This window comes from Streptomyces sp. NPDC014676, from assembly GCF_043084105.1.
Lineage (GTDB): Bacteria > Actinomycetota > Actinomycetes > Streptomycetales > Streptomycetaceae > Streptomyces.
Genome location: NZ_JBIBZI010000013.1, coordinates 54330 through 68338 on the forward strand (window position 1 = coordinate 54330; position 14009 = coordinate 68338).

General features: G+C 71.5%; 6 protein-coding genes and 1 pseudogene. 5 read left to right on the plus strand and 2 right to left on the minus strand.

Going from position 1 to position 14009, the window contains the following annotated elements:
• The first annotated feature begins 73 nt into the window (after nucleotides 1-73).
• The 5 genes and pseudogenes from ACF1DX_RS29865 to ACF1DX_RS29885 all read left to right on the plus strand — a co-directional run bounded on the left by ACF1DX_RS29865 (nucleotide 74) and on the right by ACF1DX_RS29885 (nucleotide 7682).
• On the plus strand, nucleotides 74-1807 hold the full coding sequence (locus ACF1DX_RS29865; RefSeq protein ID WP_391794232.1) for a nuclear transport factor 2 family protein: 1734 nt from the start codon (nucleotides 74-76) through the stop codon (nucleotides 1805-1807).
• A 191-nt stretch (nucleotides 1808-1998) separates the two neighbouring features.
• Nucleotides 1999-3054 carry a TetR/AcrR family transcriptional regulator gene (locus ACF1DX_RS29870; protein ID WP_391794233.1) on the plus strand — a complete coding sequence of 352 codons (1056 nt, stop codon included), beginning with the start codon at nucleotides 1999-2001 and terminating at the stop codon, nucleotides 3052-3054.
• Nucleotides 3055-3268: 214 nt separating this feature from the next.
• Nucleotides 3269-3445 (plus strand): annotated as a pseudogene (locus tag ACF1DX_RS29875) (IS5/IS1182 family transposase); the annotation flags it as partial.
• Nucleotides 3446-3663: 218 nt separating this feature from the next.
• Nucleotides 3664-6978 (plus strand): CHAT domain-containing protein, encoded by a 3315-nt coding sequence (locus ACF1DX_RS29880; protein WP_391794234.1) that lies wholly within the window; start codon nucleotides 3664-3666, stop codon nucleotides 6976-6978.
• Nucleotides 6979-6989: 11 nt separating this feature from the next.
• On the plus strand, nucleotides 6990-7682 hold the full coding sequence (locus ACF1DX_RS29885; RefSeq protein WP_391794235.1) for a hypothetical protein: 693 nt from the start codon (nucleotides 6990-6992) through the stop codon (nucleotides 7680-7682).
• Between the two features lie 163 nt (nucleotides 7683-7845).
• On the opposite strand, the gene ACF1DX_RS29890 is transcribed toward ACF1DX_RS29885, so the two are convergent.
• Together ACF1DX_RS29890 and ACF1DX_RS29895 are read right to left on the minus strand one after the other, a co-directional pair.
• Nucleotides 7846-10500 (minus strand): cellulose binding domain-containing protein, encoded by a 2655-nt coding sequence (locus tag ACF1DX_RS29890; RefSeq protein ID WP_391794236.1) that lies wholly within the window; start codon nucleotides 10498-10500, stop codon nucleotides 7846-7848.
• Between the two features lie 142 nt (nucleotides 10501-10642).
• Complete coding sequence (locus ACF1DX_RS29895; RefSeq protein WP_391794238.1) at nucleotides 10643-13558, minus strand: glycoside hydrolase family 48 protein; 2916 nt, start codon at nucleotides 13556-13558, stop codon at nucleotides 10643-10645.
• Nucleotides 13559-14009: the final 451 nt, after the last annotated feature.

Sequence of the window (14009 nt, forward strand, 5' to 3'; positions counted from 1 at the left end):
CGGACCGGAAGACGAAGGGTTCGCCGACGAGTGCGCGCCCTTCAACCTTGCCGTGACCCATCACCCTTGCGTCGTGGTCGGAGCCGCGAACAGCACCGACGTGCAGGTCGCCGTTGGCTTCGCCGCCGAGCGGCGTCTGCCGGTCGCCGTCATGGCCACCGGCCACCAGGCGACGATCCCGGCCGACGACGCGGTCCTCATCACCACGCACCGCATGGCGCAGGTGAGCATCGACCCCGCAGCCCGCACAGCCCGCGTGACGGCGGGAGCCCGCTGGCAGCAAGTGATCGACGCGGCGACCCCGTTCGGGCTCGCCCCGCTCAACGGCTCCTCCCCGCTCGTCGGAGTCGTCGGCTACACCCTCGGCGGGGGCTTGAGCCCCACCATGGGCCGTGCTCACGGATGGGCGGCCGACCACGTCACCTCGCTGGAGGTGGTGACGGCCGACGGCGAGTTGCGCCATGTCGACGCCGCCTCGGAACCCGACCTGTTCTGGGCGCTGCGCGGCGGCAAGAGCAACTTCGGTGTCGTCACCGCCATGGAGTTCGCGCTCTTCCCGGTGAAAGAGCTGTGGGCGGGCGGCCTCTTCTTCGACGGCGCCGACGCGGCAGCCGTCCTGCACGCCTACGCCCAGGTCACGGCCGCGGCCCCGGACGAGTTGAGCTCATCGATCGCCCTGCTGCGCCTGCCGGCCCTGCCCGGCGTGCCCCCGTTCCTCGCCGGCCGGTTCGCCGTGCACGTCCGCATCTCCTCCCTCGGCCCGGAAGCCGAAGCCGCCCGGCTGGTCGCGCCGCTGCGGGCGGCCGCACCTGTCCTCGCGGACACGCTGGGTCCGATGCCGTACGCGTCCTTCGCCCAGATCCACAACGACCCGGCGGACCCGGCACCGTTCATGGAACGTACCGTGATGCTGCGCTCACTGACCGCCGAAGCCGTTGAGGAGATCCTGACCGCCGCGGGCCCGACGGCCGACTGCCCGGTGCACTTCGTCGAGTTGCGTCACCTCGGCGGCGCCCTGGCCCACGCCGCGGACAACGCCGTCGGACACCGGGACGCCCGGTTCGCCCTCTGGGTCGTCGGTGTCGGCGCACCCGATGCGTTCACCGCGATGAACGCCTACGCCGACGAGCTTCTGCGGCGGATGCGCCCCTGGTCCACCGGCGGCCGCTACCTGAACTTCATGGCCGCCCAGGACACCGGCGTCTCCGACGTGAGCGCCGCCTACGACGAAGCCGACTACCACCGGCTCCGAGGCATCAAGAGGCGCTTCGACCCGGACAACGTCTTCCGCCTGAACCACAACATTCCCCCCGAGGAGCGCCCGATGTCCGACGACAAGCTGCAGCTCTTGACCGACCACGCCGCGATCGCCGACACACTGCACCGCTACACCGCGGGACTCGACCACGGCGACGCCGATCTGCTCGCTTCGTCACTGACCGAGGACGCCCTGGTCGACCTGACACCGGCCACGAGCAAGATCGGTCTCGACTTCCCCGCGCTCAAGCCGCGCGACACCGTCGTGGGAGCGCTCATCCCGGCGGTCGGCCCGCTCGACACCAGCCACGTGATCAGCAACATCCGCGCCACCGTCGACGGCGACACCGCCCACGTGTACTGCTATGCGATGGCTCAGCACTACCTGCCGCAGGAAGGCCCCAAGCCGGACCGGACCCGGCACGCACTGATGATGAACCGCTACGACGCGGACCTGACGCGCGACGGAAGCACCTGGCGCATCAGCCGGCTGACGATCGACAACGCCTGGTTCGAGGGCGACGAGACCGTCCTGCTTCCCGGCGACTGATCCCAGGGTGGGACGGTCCCACCGGGGTGGCCCCCTCCACCCGCAGGGCGCCACCCCGGTGCTGCCGGGCCCCACCCACACTGCCGCGGATGCGGGCCGCACCCGCTTGACTCACGAAACCGCCGCCGACGGGCCGGCTACCCCCAGGCCTTCAACGCCCGCACTCCACGATCCATTTGGGAGCGTTCCGAGTGTCCACCACCCCCGATGAGCCCCACCCTCCTCAGTACTCACATCCCGACAGCGTCCAGGAACGACTCAAGGCCCTCCTGCGGGACTTCCGCCACGGCGTGTGGCAGCCGACCGGCCTCGAACATCGCCTGGCCGAGCTTCTCGCCCGGTCGGCCGCCGGGACCGGATCGCTCAGCGCGGTCGGCATCCGGGCCGCGATAAGGGAGGGCTCGATGACGGCCATCCACGAGAACGGCGGACGTTTCGTCACCCTGCTGGCCGACCTGCTGCCGCTGGTCGAGAAGCCCGACGCAGCCGCGCCGCACACTGCCGGCCTGGCGCTGGACCTCGTCGAGACGGTCACACGGGCGGTACCGCACCGACAGGCTGCTCCTCCGCCGGAAGCGTGCCCCGGTCCGGGCCCGGCAGGCAACCATCGGAGTGAAACACCACCCGCGCACCGCTCACCGCGTCTTCGCGAGGACAACAGACGGTTGCGCGTGGACGCGGCACGCAATCACGCCCGCCTGCTCGACGCCGCGGCACGGATAGCGCGGGAGCATGGGCTGAAGCACCTCACCATGGAAGCGGTGGCCACCGCGGCAGGTGTCGGCAAAGGCACCGTCTTCCGGCGGTTCGGCGACCGCACAGGTCTGTTGCAAGCCCTGCTGCAGCGTTCCGAGGACACCTTCCAGGCCGCTCACCTCAGCGGCTTGGACCAAGCAGAGGGCCGTGACAAGGCCATCGAGCAGCTTCGCGCATTCGGAGTGGCCGCCATACGGCGCTATGCCCAGGAGATGGAGCTCCAGACAGCCGCCGAGCCCGCCCCCGACCAGCGCTACCGGCGCGCACCTCGCCGCTCGTACCACGAGCGGATCAGCGTCCTGCTCGGCCTGGCCGCACCGGAAGCAGACGCGGAACTGTTCGGCCACGCGCTGCTGGGCTACCTGGAGCCCGCTCTTCTCCGGCATCTGAGCGACCAGTGCGACCTACCGCTGCGACGACTGGAAAGCGGCTGGCTCGAACTGGTCTCCCGGCTCACCCAGGAGGCCACAGCTCCACACGACGTGACCTGAGGACCGCCGGCGGTGACGACGAGGGCCTTGTCCACGAGGGGGCCTACGTCTTCTCCGGAGGAGGATGCCGGCGAGGGCGGGGGAGGAGGAGGCCCTCATCGCGGGACGAGCCGGGTCCGGCCGTGCGGACGGTGAGGGCAAGGCCGGGGGCGGGTGAGGGCGTCGGAGCCGTCGGCTGCCTGGACCGGGTTCAGCAGGTGGGCGCGTTCGGCGCGCGGGCGGCGGACCGCCGGCCTTCGACCGCGAGGCGTACAAGCGGCGCAACACCGTCGAGCGGTGCGTCAGCCGCCTGAAGCAGTGGCGCGGCATCGCCACCCGCTACGAGAAGACCGCGACCATCCACCTCGCCGGGGCTCACATCACGGGCGTCTTCCTCCGGTCCGCCCGCTGATCCAGACGAAACCGCCTAGTACACCTGACGTACGTCGTCCGGGTGATCGGGCCGGATGCGGGCGTAGGACGACGGTTTCCCGGCGTCCGGGACCGATGAACAGGGCATTCTCCTGTCCGTCGCCCCGCTCGGACGGTCGGACCGTGGTGCGTGTGCCCGGGAAGGGCGGCACCGTCTCCCCGCGGTCCCGGCGGACGACCGGAATGACGGGGAGTCATGTGAACGCCTCAGAGGTGAGGGCGCTGCTCGATCAGCAGCGGTACGCGGAACTGGTGAGAGCGGTCGGAGGGACCGCGCGCCGGCCGGTCCCGGACGGCTGGGACGAGGAGGTGTGGACGCTCCTGCTCCGGTGCCGGCTGGAGCAGGGCCTGATCCGTGAGGCGGGCGTCCTGGTCGACGACGCGCGGGGACGGTTCGCCCCGGACGGCGTCGCCGATCTGTGGAGCCGCTTGACCGAGGTCTACAGAAGCAGGGCGGCGCTCACCCCCCGGGCGCTGGACGCGTTCGTCGCACACTGCGAGCGGGCCGCCGCCCGCGGGGCCTCGGCACCGGGCCTGCTGGCCGGTGACCTCCGCGCGCAGGGCCTGGCACTGCGGTTCCTGCTCTCAGGTCAGGAACCCGGCCGGCGCACGGCCGTGGCCGACGCATGGGAGTCCGCGGCGGACGCCTACTTCGACGCCGGTATGCCCGGCGACGCCGACCGGGCCGTACGCAGGGCCGCGTCGTTCCTGCGCGGGAACCCGGGAGCCGACCCCGCCCGGGCACGTGATCTGCTGGCGGTCGCCCTGGAAGCGGCGCAGCGGCGGGGTGACGGCCTGTCGGCCGCCGAATCGGCGTTCGCGCTGGCGGAACTGGACCTCGAGGTCTGGTTCGCCACCGACTTCGGGAAGCCGCGGGGACGGGAGCCCGAGCCGCTCGTGGCCGCCCTCGAGAACGCGGCGGCGCGGATCACCGCGGCCGGCGGCCGCCTCGGCGAACCACGGGCGTACCTGGCCCTGGGGCACCTGTGCCTGAACCACGGGGTGCCCGACGGCGTCGCCCTCACCGAGAAGGCCGCGAACGGTTTCCGGGAGGCGCGGGTACCGGCCCAGGAGCTGAGCGCGTGGCAGGCGCTGTCCCAGTGGCACGTCCACCACGGCGATGCGGAGGCGCGGAAGAACGCCGATGAGGAGGCGGCCGGCCTGACCCGGCTCATCGGGCATCCCCTCGCCGACGACGCGCGGGCGATCGGCGAGGCGGACACCGCCTTCCGAGCCGGCGACCGCGGACGCGCCGACATCCTCACCGCACGGCGGGTGCCCCCGGAGGCGGGGGAGTTCGTCGGGCAGGCGGTCGTGCGCGCGTCGGTGCTCTCGGCGATGGGCCTCAGGGACGAGGCCGTGCCGCTGCTGCGGGAGATCGACCGTGAACTGCGGGACCGCCCGGCGCCGGCCGGTCTGCTGCCCGAGGTGTCGCTGTCACTGGCCGGGCTGCTGGCCGATTCCGACGGACCGGCGGCCTGCGTACACCTGGAGCGGGGTGCCGCCGCGGCCCGCCGACTGGGTCTTCCCGTGGACGAGGCGCGCTGCCTGGCCCTCGAGGCGTGGGTGGCGGTACTGGCCCGCAGACGCGGCGGGACCACGCTCCTCTCCCCCGAGGAGACAGCCGGCCTCTTCGACCGGGCCACAGCGCTGCTGGAGCCCCTGACGACCCTGGACGCCCGCGTCCACCTGGTGTCGGTGCACCAGCAGCGCGGGCAGGCGGCCTTCTTCACCCAGGACTGGGAGGAGTGCGGGACGTCGCTGAGCCGGGCCGAGGACCTGTGCCGGACCCTCGGCCTCGGCCCCCAACTGGCCTTCACCCTCAGCTACCAGGCCCTGGTGCTGATGGACAGGGCCCGCCACGGCGGTGGGGCCGCGCTGTACGAGGACGCCGACCGGTGCCTCGCCGAGGTCCAGGGGCTGCTGGCCACCGCGGGCCTGCGCCCGGAGATCTGGCGGGTCCTGTTCCACCGCGGCATCTGCGCCCTGGAGACGGGAGATCGCTACGCGTCCACCGAGAGGGACCGCGCCCGCCACTGGTCCCGGGCGGACACCCTGCTCGACGAGGCCGCCCGAGAGGTCGACCGGCTGCGGGCAGCAGCGGCGACCGCGGACACGACCGCGCTGCGGACCCAGCACGTACGCATCGCCCTGGCCGGCGACACCTCGGAGATCTACCGTCTCGGTTTTGAACTGCACTGGTACCGCAGGGCCGACGCGGCCAAGGCCCTGGGATGGCTGGAGCGGTCCAAGTCCCGGGCCCTGCTGGACGGACTCGGCGAGCTCACGCCCCCCGAACCCGTCCTGAGACGGGTCCCCGAACTCGCACGGGAACAGGACCTGCGGAAGCGGCCGGCGGCCACCGACGCGGAGGAACTGGCCCTGCGCCGGGAGATCGACGGACTTCTCGCCACGATGCGCACGGGCCCGATGGCCGGCTACGCGCGCGCCAAGTCCGTCGAGCCGCCGGCCTACGAGGCGCTGCGTGCCGCACTCGGCAGGGAACAGCGGCACACCGCCGGGCGGCGGATCGTCGTGGCCGAGTACCGGTGCGGCCCGACGGGAACCCTGCTGTTCGCCCTGCGCGCCGACTGGGCCGCGCCGCGGGTGGAGACCGTCGCGGTCGACCACGCGCGGTTGTCCCGCTACGCCGCCCAGTACTTCCGCCGCCCCGGCGGGGTCCGCCTGATGATGCAGGACCTCGCCGACGGAGGGGAGCGCGACTGGCACTCCTTCTCCTCCCTCGTCGCCCCCCTGGCCGACTGGGCCTCACCCGGGGACATCCTGTACCTCGTACCGCACGGAATCCTCCACGACCTGCCGCTGCACACACTCCCCGTCGCGGGTGAGCCGCTGCTGTTGCGCAATCCGGTGTGCTACAGCCCGAGCAGCGCCGTGCTGCTCGACCTCCTGAACCGGACGACGCGGGGGGAGCGGACACGAGCGGGGGCGCGATCGGTCTTCGGTGACTCGCGGTCCGACCTCCCGAGGTCGGCCGAGGAGGCCGGAGCCGTGGCCCGGCTCCTTTCGGTCCGGGAGAGGCTGGGGGCCGAGGTGACGACGGCGCGCGTACTGGACGCGCTCGACGCGTGCGCGCTGGTGCATCTGGCGGGGCACGGACACCTCTCGACCGGGGACGGCTTCGAACGGGGCATGGACATGGCCGACGGTGTCCTGCGCGCCTCCGACCTCGTGGGCCGCCGTGTCGGGGCCGGTGCCGTGGTGCTCAGCGGCTGCGAGACAGGCGTGAACGAGCAGCGGACCGGGGACGAACCGGTGGGGCTCACGCGCGCCCTGTTCCTGGGCGGGTGCAGGTCGGTCGTGGTGAGCCAGTGGAAGGTGGCGGACAGGTCCGCGGCCGTGCTGCTCACCGCGTTCCACCGGGAGCTGGCGGAGGGCTTCGGCTGCGCGGACGCGCTCCACCACGCCGCACGGGCCGTGGCGGGCACGCCACCGCACCGCCGGCACTTCTACCACTGGGGCGCGTTCGTGGCCGTCGGTGACTGGCGATGAAGGAGGAACGGGTGGGGAACGGACAGGACACGGGAGCCGGCGAACACGTCGTCGACTACACCATGGACATCGACGAAGCGGCGCTGGAAGAGCGTGCCGAACCGGTCGCCGTGGACCGGACGGTCAGGCTGCTGGCACGGGAGAACAGGTTCGCCCTGCGAGCCGGGCCCGCCTCCTGGAACCCGCTCGGCAACGGCCAGGGGGTCGCGGTCGACATCTCGCTGCGGTGTGTCGCCCACCGGCACCCGGAGTGCCGATTGCGCTGGGTGAGAGTGAGCGTGGACGTCTCCGGCAGTGACGGCACGGTCCTCGACCTCAGTCCCAAGGACGAGGTGGCCACCGACCCGGTCAGAGTGATCACCCGCTACGGCGGCGGCCTGTCCCTTCAGACCGAGATCGTCCCCCTGGGACCGGAGGTCACCGTCGAACGGGCCAGGGAACAGGACGTGTTCTTCCCCCGGCTCACCTCGTCCGGCCCCATGTTCGCCGCGGCCTGGTGGGACTTCCTCCAGGTCGGGGAGGCACCTTTGCACGTCGACCGCACCCTGCGTCTTCTGGCCGGCCTGCCCGACGGCGCCACGCAGGCCCACCTCCACACCACCCTGCGCGCGGGCGTCTCGGCCCGGGGAGCCCTCGGCACCGTGCCCCTCGTCGGCCGCCGAAAGGTGAGGCTGGACGCCCAGGGCACGTTCGAGGACCTGTAGAAGCGCCACCCGCTCGGTGGCCCCGGCCCCTTCGCCCGCCCGTACCCGGTACAGGCGGGCGTCCGGCCCGCGGGTCACGGCCTCGGTGAACCGGCCGTCCGTGCATCGGGGCTCCTTCGCTGTCGCCGGTGGGGGCCCGGTCGTCATCCCCCACCGGCGGTCCTCAGCGCACCGCGCAGGTCTGTCCGCCCAGTTCGAAGACGGTCGGCGCGGAGTTCGTCGCGGACCGGGTCGCCGTGAAGCCGAAGGCGACCGACGAGCCCGCCGCCACCGTGCCGTTCCAGTCGGTGTTGCGTACCGTCACCGCCGGACCGGACTGGGCGGGGGACCCGTTCCAGAGCTGGGAGATCTTCTGGCCGTCGGTGAAGGACCAGGTCAGGGACCAGCCGTTCCAGGTGGCCGGGCCCGTGTTGGTGAGCCGGACGTCGGCCTGGAAGCCGTCGCCCCACTGGTTGGTGATCTTGTAGGTCACCGTGCAGGCGCCCGACGGACCGGGCTCCTCCGGGTCCGTGCCGCCGCCGGTGTCCGAGGTGTCGCCGTAGACGACACCGCGGCCGTTGGTCGCCACGTAGACCCGGCCGTAGACCCGCGGGTCACCGGTGATGGCCGCGCCCGTCCAGCCCCACTGGTGGGCGTCGTCGTTGATCCGGGTCCAGGTCGCGCCCCGGTCCGTGGAGCGGAAGATGCCGCGTATGCCGCCGATCTCCGCGCTGGTGAAGAGCGTCTGGTACGAGGCGCCCGGCGCCGCCTTGCCGAAGCCGACGGTGTCGGCCTCGTCGACGTTCGACAGCTTGGTGAAGGTCGCGCCCGAGTCCGTGGAGTGCCACAGGCCGTACGGCCCGTCGCTCGCCCCGCCCGCCAGCCACACGTCGCCCTTCGCACCCGGGAGTGCCTTGAAGCGCACGCTGTCACCGGCCGGGAGCCCCGTCGCCGCCGACGCCGTGAACGTCGCGCCGCCGTCCGTACTGACGTAGAACTTGCCGGACTTGAAGCCGTAGAACGTCTTCGGGTCCACCCGGTCGGACTCGACGACCGCCCCCGCCGGGATGCCGCTCGACGCCGACCAGGACGTGCCGAAACCGGTCGCGTAGTGCACGCCGGCGCCCTGCGGGCTCCACACGAACCGGCTGCCGTCGGCCGCCGCCGCGACCGTCCCGCCGCCGCTCACGCCCGAAGGGTCGGTGCCCGCGAACCAGTTGGCGCCGTTGTCGGTCGAGAACGCGATGTGCGGACCGGAGTCCAGGTTGCCGGCCCGTACCACCGTGTTGGGGTTGGACTCGGCGAAGTCGAGGCTGGTCGTCGAGGTGAAGTTCGGCTGGGTGAACATCATCGGCGGCACCTTGGTCAGGTCCGTGTGCCGGAAGCCGCCGACGTCACCGAGCGCGCTGATCAGCGGGGCGCCGGACGGGGGAGAGATCAGGTCGTTGACGGCCGTCTCCTCCAGGCCGCGCACCATCGGGGTGATGGTGAACTTCGACCCGGAGTCCCAGTTCCCCAGGTTCTCCGTGCCGTAGACCGTCGCGCCCGTCCCGTACATCATCCGGTCGGAGTCGAACGGGTCGATCTCCAGCGCCTCCGTCATCCAGCCCAGCTTCGGCGTCTGTTCCGGCGGCGACGGGTTCGCGCCCCAGGTCAGCCACGGGGAGGACGAGACGTCCATCGTGTAGCGGTTCTCGCGGTCGGGGTACGAGGTGTAGCTCCACGCCTGCGTCCAGGTGCCGCCGCTGTCCGTCGAGCGGAAGATCTGCGTGTCCGGCCACCAGGAGCTGTACGCCGTCGCCATCACCGTGCCCGGGTTCTGCCGGTCCACGGTCAGGCCGCTGAAGCCGTAGTAGGTGTCGGCCTCCGCCACCGGGCTGATGTCCGTCCAGGCGCCGGTCGCCGTCGCGTACCGGTACAGCCGGCCCTTGCCGCCGTCGTACGGGCCGCCGGTGTCGCTGTAGGCCAGGTACAGGTAGCCGTTCTCGGCGTCGAGGACGCCCTTGTGGGCGAGGTATCCCGTCGGCTGCCCGGCGATCCGCTGCCAGGTCGCGCCCGCGTCCGTCGACCGGTAGACGGCGTTCTCCTTGTCGGCGACCCCGACGTAGACTGTCCTCGTCGCCGTCCCCGTGCCGCCCGTCGACTCGTCGAAGGTGACCCAGGTGATGCCCTGGTTGTCGGACGCGTACCCGGAGGTGTCGCTCGGATCCTGCGCGTAGTTCCCGGGGTTGGGGAACGCCGTCACCTCCGACCAGGTGGCGCCCGCGTCGGTCGACCGCCAGAGCCCGTGGCCGCTGGGCGCGCCCAGGTACAGCACGTCGTTGTCGTGGGGGTCGACCGCCAGCCGTTCCCCCATGCCCCGTCCCGGCATGTTCCCGCCCAGCTTGAACGGCAGGTCCGCCTTCTTCCAGCTCGCGCCCCGGTCCGTGGAGCGCAGCACCGCGCCGTTCGTCGGGTCCCAGTCGTTGGTGTACGTGCCGACCGCCGCGTACACCCGGTCGGGGTCGGCGGAGTCGGAGGCGAGGCTCACCACGCCGGTGTGCCCCCAGTCGTCCCAGCCGACCGAGTCGAGCAGCGGGGTCCAGGTCTTCGTGGACTCCTGCCAGCGGTAGGCGCCGCCGATGTCGGTGCGGGCGTAGGCCAGGTCCTTCTCACCGCGGTTGAAGACGATGCCGGGCACGAAGCCGCCGCCGTCGATGCGCGCGTTCTTCCAGGTGTAGGTGTCGGCGGCGAGCGTGCCGGCCGGCTCCGGGGCGCCGGCGGCCAGAGCGGGCGGGCCGCCCGCGAGCAGACCGGCCGCCAGCGCGAGCACGGTCGTGAGAACACGGGTTCTTCGCACGGGAGGTTCCTTCCTCTTGGGGGGAGGGGGAGTGGGGAGAGCGTGCGAGGGCCGGGCGGCCCCACCGTGCGCGGGTGGGACCGCCCGGCCGTGTGGTCCCGGCGTCAGGTGCCGGGGCCGGTACGCGGAGCGTCGGCGGGGGCTATTCGAGAAGCTCCGCGTACGAGCCCATGGCCAGGGCGATGTCGGCCTGGGCCCAGAACCGGTGGTACGTGAAGGTGGGCGCGGCGCCGCCCGCCAGATAGGACTCGATCTTCGACCACGCCGGGTCGTCCTGGTAGAAGGAACGGATCGACGCGAACGTCGACGACGAGTTGATCGCGTCACCGTTGGGCATGGTGCCGGTCCAGCCGCTCGGGACGTGGACCGGGTCGTCGAAGCGGTTGTAGTCGGCGCGGGTCTCCGGGACGGCGATGCCGAGCGCGTCCTGGTTGTTCTCCCACATGCCGTCGAGGAGTGCCTTCGCGGTGGCCGCCGCCTCGGTGTCACCGGAGCGGTCGGCGTAGTACGTCAGCGTCTTGGCGTAGGCCGCGGCCACACCGACGTCGTTGGTGTAGTCGGCGACGGTGACGTGCAGCCCGCTGTTGGCGCCGGGCGACGACGCGTTCCAGGTGTCGGGCCTGCCCGACCACTGCAGCGTCGACGGGATCCGGAAGGAACCGTCCGGGTTGACCGTGGTCTCCGACAGCGCCCAGTCGACCCACTTGTCGAGGACCGACTTGGCGAGCGCGTTGCCGGTCTGCTGGTACAGCTCGGCGACCCGCTCCATCGACCACGCCTGGAAGCCGAACCACTGGTTCGACGGCGGGTCGTGGTAGACCGGCTTCTCGTCGTAGTGCATGCCGTAGAAGGTCGGCGTGCCGGACGGCGGGGTCGTGTACCGGCCCGCCCAGCTGTTGGTCGCGCCGCCCGCGATGCCGCCCTCGTCGGACTGCAGCCAGCGGTAGAACTCCAGTTGGCGTTGCATCGACTTGGCCCAGTCGCCCGCGCCCGTCGCCGACTTCGGCTTCAGCGGCGCGTACTCGCTCAGCGCGTACGCGGCCAGCGGGTTCTGGTAGCCGCCGTGGGCGTGGCTGGAGCCGATGCGCCAGGCCCAGCCCGCCGAGGTGTCGGTGGCGCCGCCCCAGGCGTAGTACCAGGAGAGCAGGTAGTGCGAGGCGTCCTTGCCGGTGCCGGCCGGGCAGGACGGGCTGGTGCAGTTGCCGATCTTCTTGAAGTACTTGTCGAACATGGCGTAGCGCAGGTAGTCACCCATCTTCGCGGCCTTGGCGACGGTCGCGGAGACCTGGGAGCCCTTGCCCTGGTCCTTGGCCCACAGGTCCGCCCAGTACGCGGCCTGCACGGCGCGCGCGTCGGCGTCCGGGGCGTTGGTGAACTTCCACTGCTTGGCGTACGAGGCGTCCTTGGTGAACAGGTCCAGGTAGCCGTTCTTCCCGCCGTACTTGAAGGCGTCGCAGGTGGGCTGCGGGACGGTCTCCCACACCGACTCCTGCGGGCCGCGCTGGAAGGTGTTGATGTACGACGGCCCGGTGTCCGACGGACCCGCCTCGCACGTGCCGGGCGAGTTGCCGTAGCCGTACACGTTGTCGACGTCCTGGATCCAGTGCATGCCGTAGACGTCGTCGGTGCCGTAGGCGGACCTCAGCTCGGACGCGATCGGGTCGGGGCCGACCGAGACGCCCGTGTCGAGCTGCGACGGGTACTCGTTCGGGGTGTCGTGCTCGGGCGCGTACGTCGCCGGCTTCGAGGCGTTGTAGAAGGAGTTGGTCGGCTGGTCCGCGTGGGTCGGGATCATGTACTTCTCCATGATCTCCCAGGCCCCGTTGAACTTCGACCAGTCGCCGGTCACCTTGCCGTACATGGCCTGGAGCCACAGCAGGTAGCTGTACGCCTCAGAGGTGGTCTCGTGACCGTGGTCCGGCGCCTCGACGATCAGCGTCTCCACCGAGTGGTACGGGATGCCCTCCGGCGAGAAGTAGCCGTTCGCCGGGTCGGTGATCTTCCCGTACAGCTCCAGGAAGCGCGCGTCGTACGCCTTCTCGGCGCCCAGCTGCGTCACCGTGACCGCCGCCTTGGCGTGGCCCGGTGCCGAGGACTCGAAGACCGCCGAGCCGCTGCCCGAGGAGTCGGCGGCGATCGTCACCTTCTGCGCGGTGTTCCAGTTCGACGGTGTGAAGGTGAGCGAGGCGCCGGCGGAGACCGACAGTCCCGAGTTGCCGCTCGCCCGGGCCGTCGTGACGGTCACGTTCGAGGCCGGCTGCTTGGACAGCTTCACCTCGTACGAGCCCGACTCGCCCTGCTGGACGCCGAGTTGGGACGGCGTGGCGACCACGGCGGGACCCGAGGCGACCGTGATGCCGACCGGGGTCGAGGAGGCGGAGGCCCCCATGCTGTCGTACGCCTTCGCCACCAGCGAATGACTGCCCACGGTCAAACCGGAGGCGGAGAGCGTGAAGGGCGAGCTGGTGTCCGTGCCCAGCAGTACGGTGTCGTCGTAGAACTCCACCTTGGTGACGGTGGCCTGGTCGGCCGCCGCCGCGGTGGCGGCGAGCGGGACCGTCTCGCCCTGCGTGTAGACGGCGCCGGCCTGAGGGCTGGTCAGCACGGTGATCGGCGGCTGGTGGGCCCCGACGCAGGGGGTGCCGTTGATGGCGAACGACGTGGGAGCGGCGTTGCCGCCGCTGTAGGTGAACTGGCCGCCGGTCGTGACGGCGGCGCCGGCGGCGATCCGGGCGTTGTACCCGGCGTCCTTCACGGTGACGGTCCTGCCGGACTGCGACCAGCTGCCGTTCCAGCCGTTCGAGAGTCTCTGGTTGCCTGTGTAGTCGTACGTCAGGGTCCAGCCGTCGATGGCGTCCGCACCGCGGTTGGTGAGGGTCAGATCCGCGGTGAATCCGGAACCCCAGTCGTTCGTCCTGTAGTCGACGCTGCACTGGATGGCGGCCGCCTGAGCGGGAGTCGAGCCGGTCGAGAGCATGGTCAGCGGAAGCGCGAGAGCAGCGGCGACGGCCGTCAGTGATCTCCGTAAGCCTCTGCGTCTCCTGGGTGGGGGATGCATGGTGCTGGTTCCTCCTGCGACTCGTACATGTCAAGCCTTGAACCAGTGGGAGCGCTCCCATAGTGAGGATGGGGTGGGGTGCGGTCAACCCTTGGGGCAAGTCGAAAACATTCGACGGTTCAACTTGCCTGAAAGTCGGTGGACCCTCTGTTCTTCACCGTCGCTTGGCGCTAGCTTCATGTGCACCAGTGGGAGCGGTTCCATCAGTCGACGCGTCCGTCACGACGCGTCCGAGCTGCAAGGAGTCGCTCGATGCGCCACCCCCCGCGTTCAGTACTTTTAGCCACCCCCGTGCACGTGTGGAGCACCTGACGCGGGGTCGCTCGTTCCGTGGGATCCACGTGCCGTCCGTGCTGCCCGGAAACGTCCGGCCGGCACCGCGGGCCTGCCCCCATCAGGTCTGAACGGCACCCCCACCCGTGAGGCACCAGGCCGCGCGATCGTCCGCGCG

What these genes read in the sequence shown, in the direction of transcription:
- ACF1DX_RS29895 (WP_391794238.1), bottom strand. Translation starts at nt 13,558, where the DNA reads ATGCATCCCCCACCCAGGAGACGCAGAGGCTTACGGAGATCACTGACG.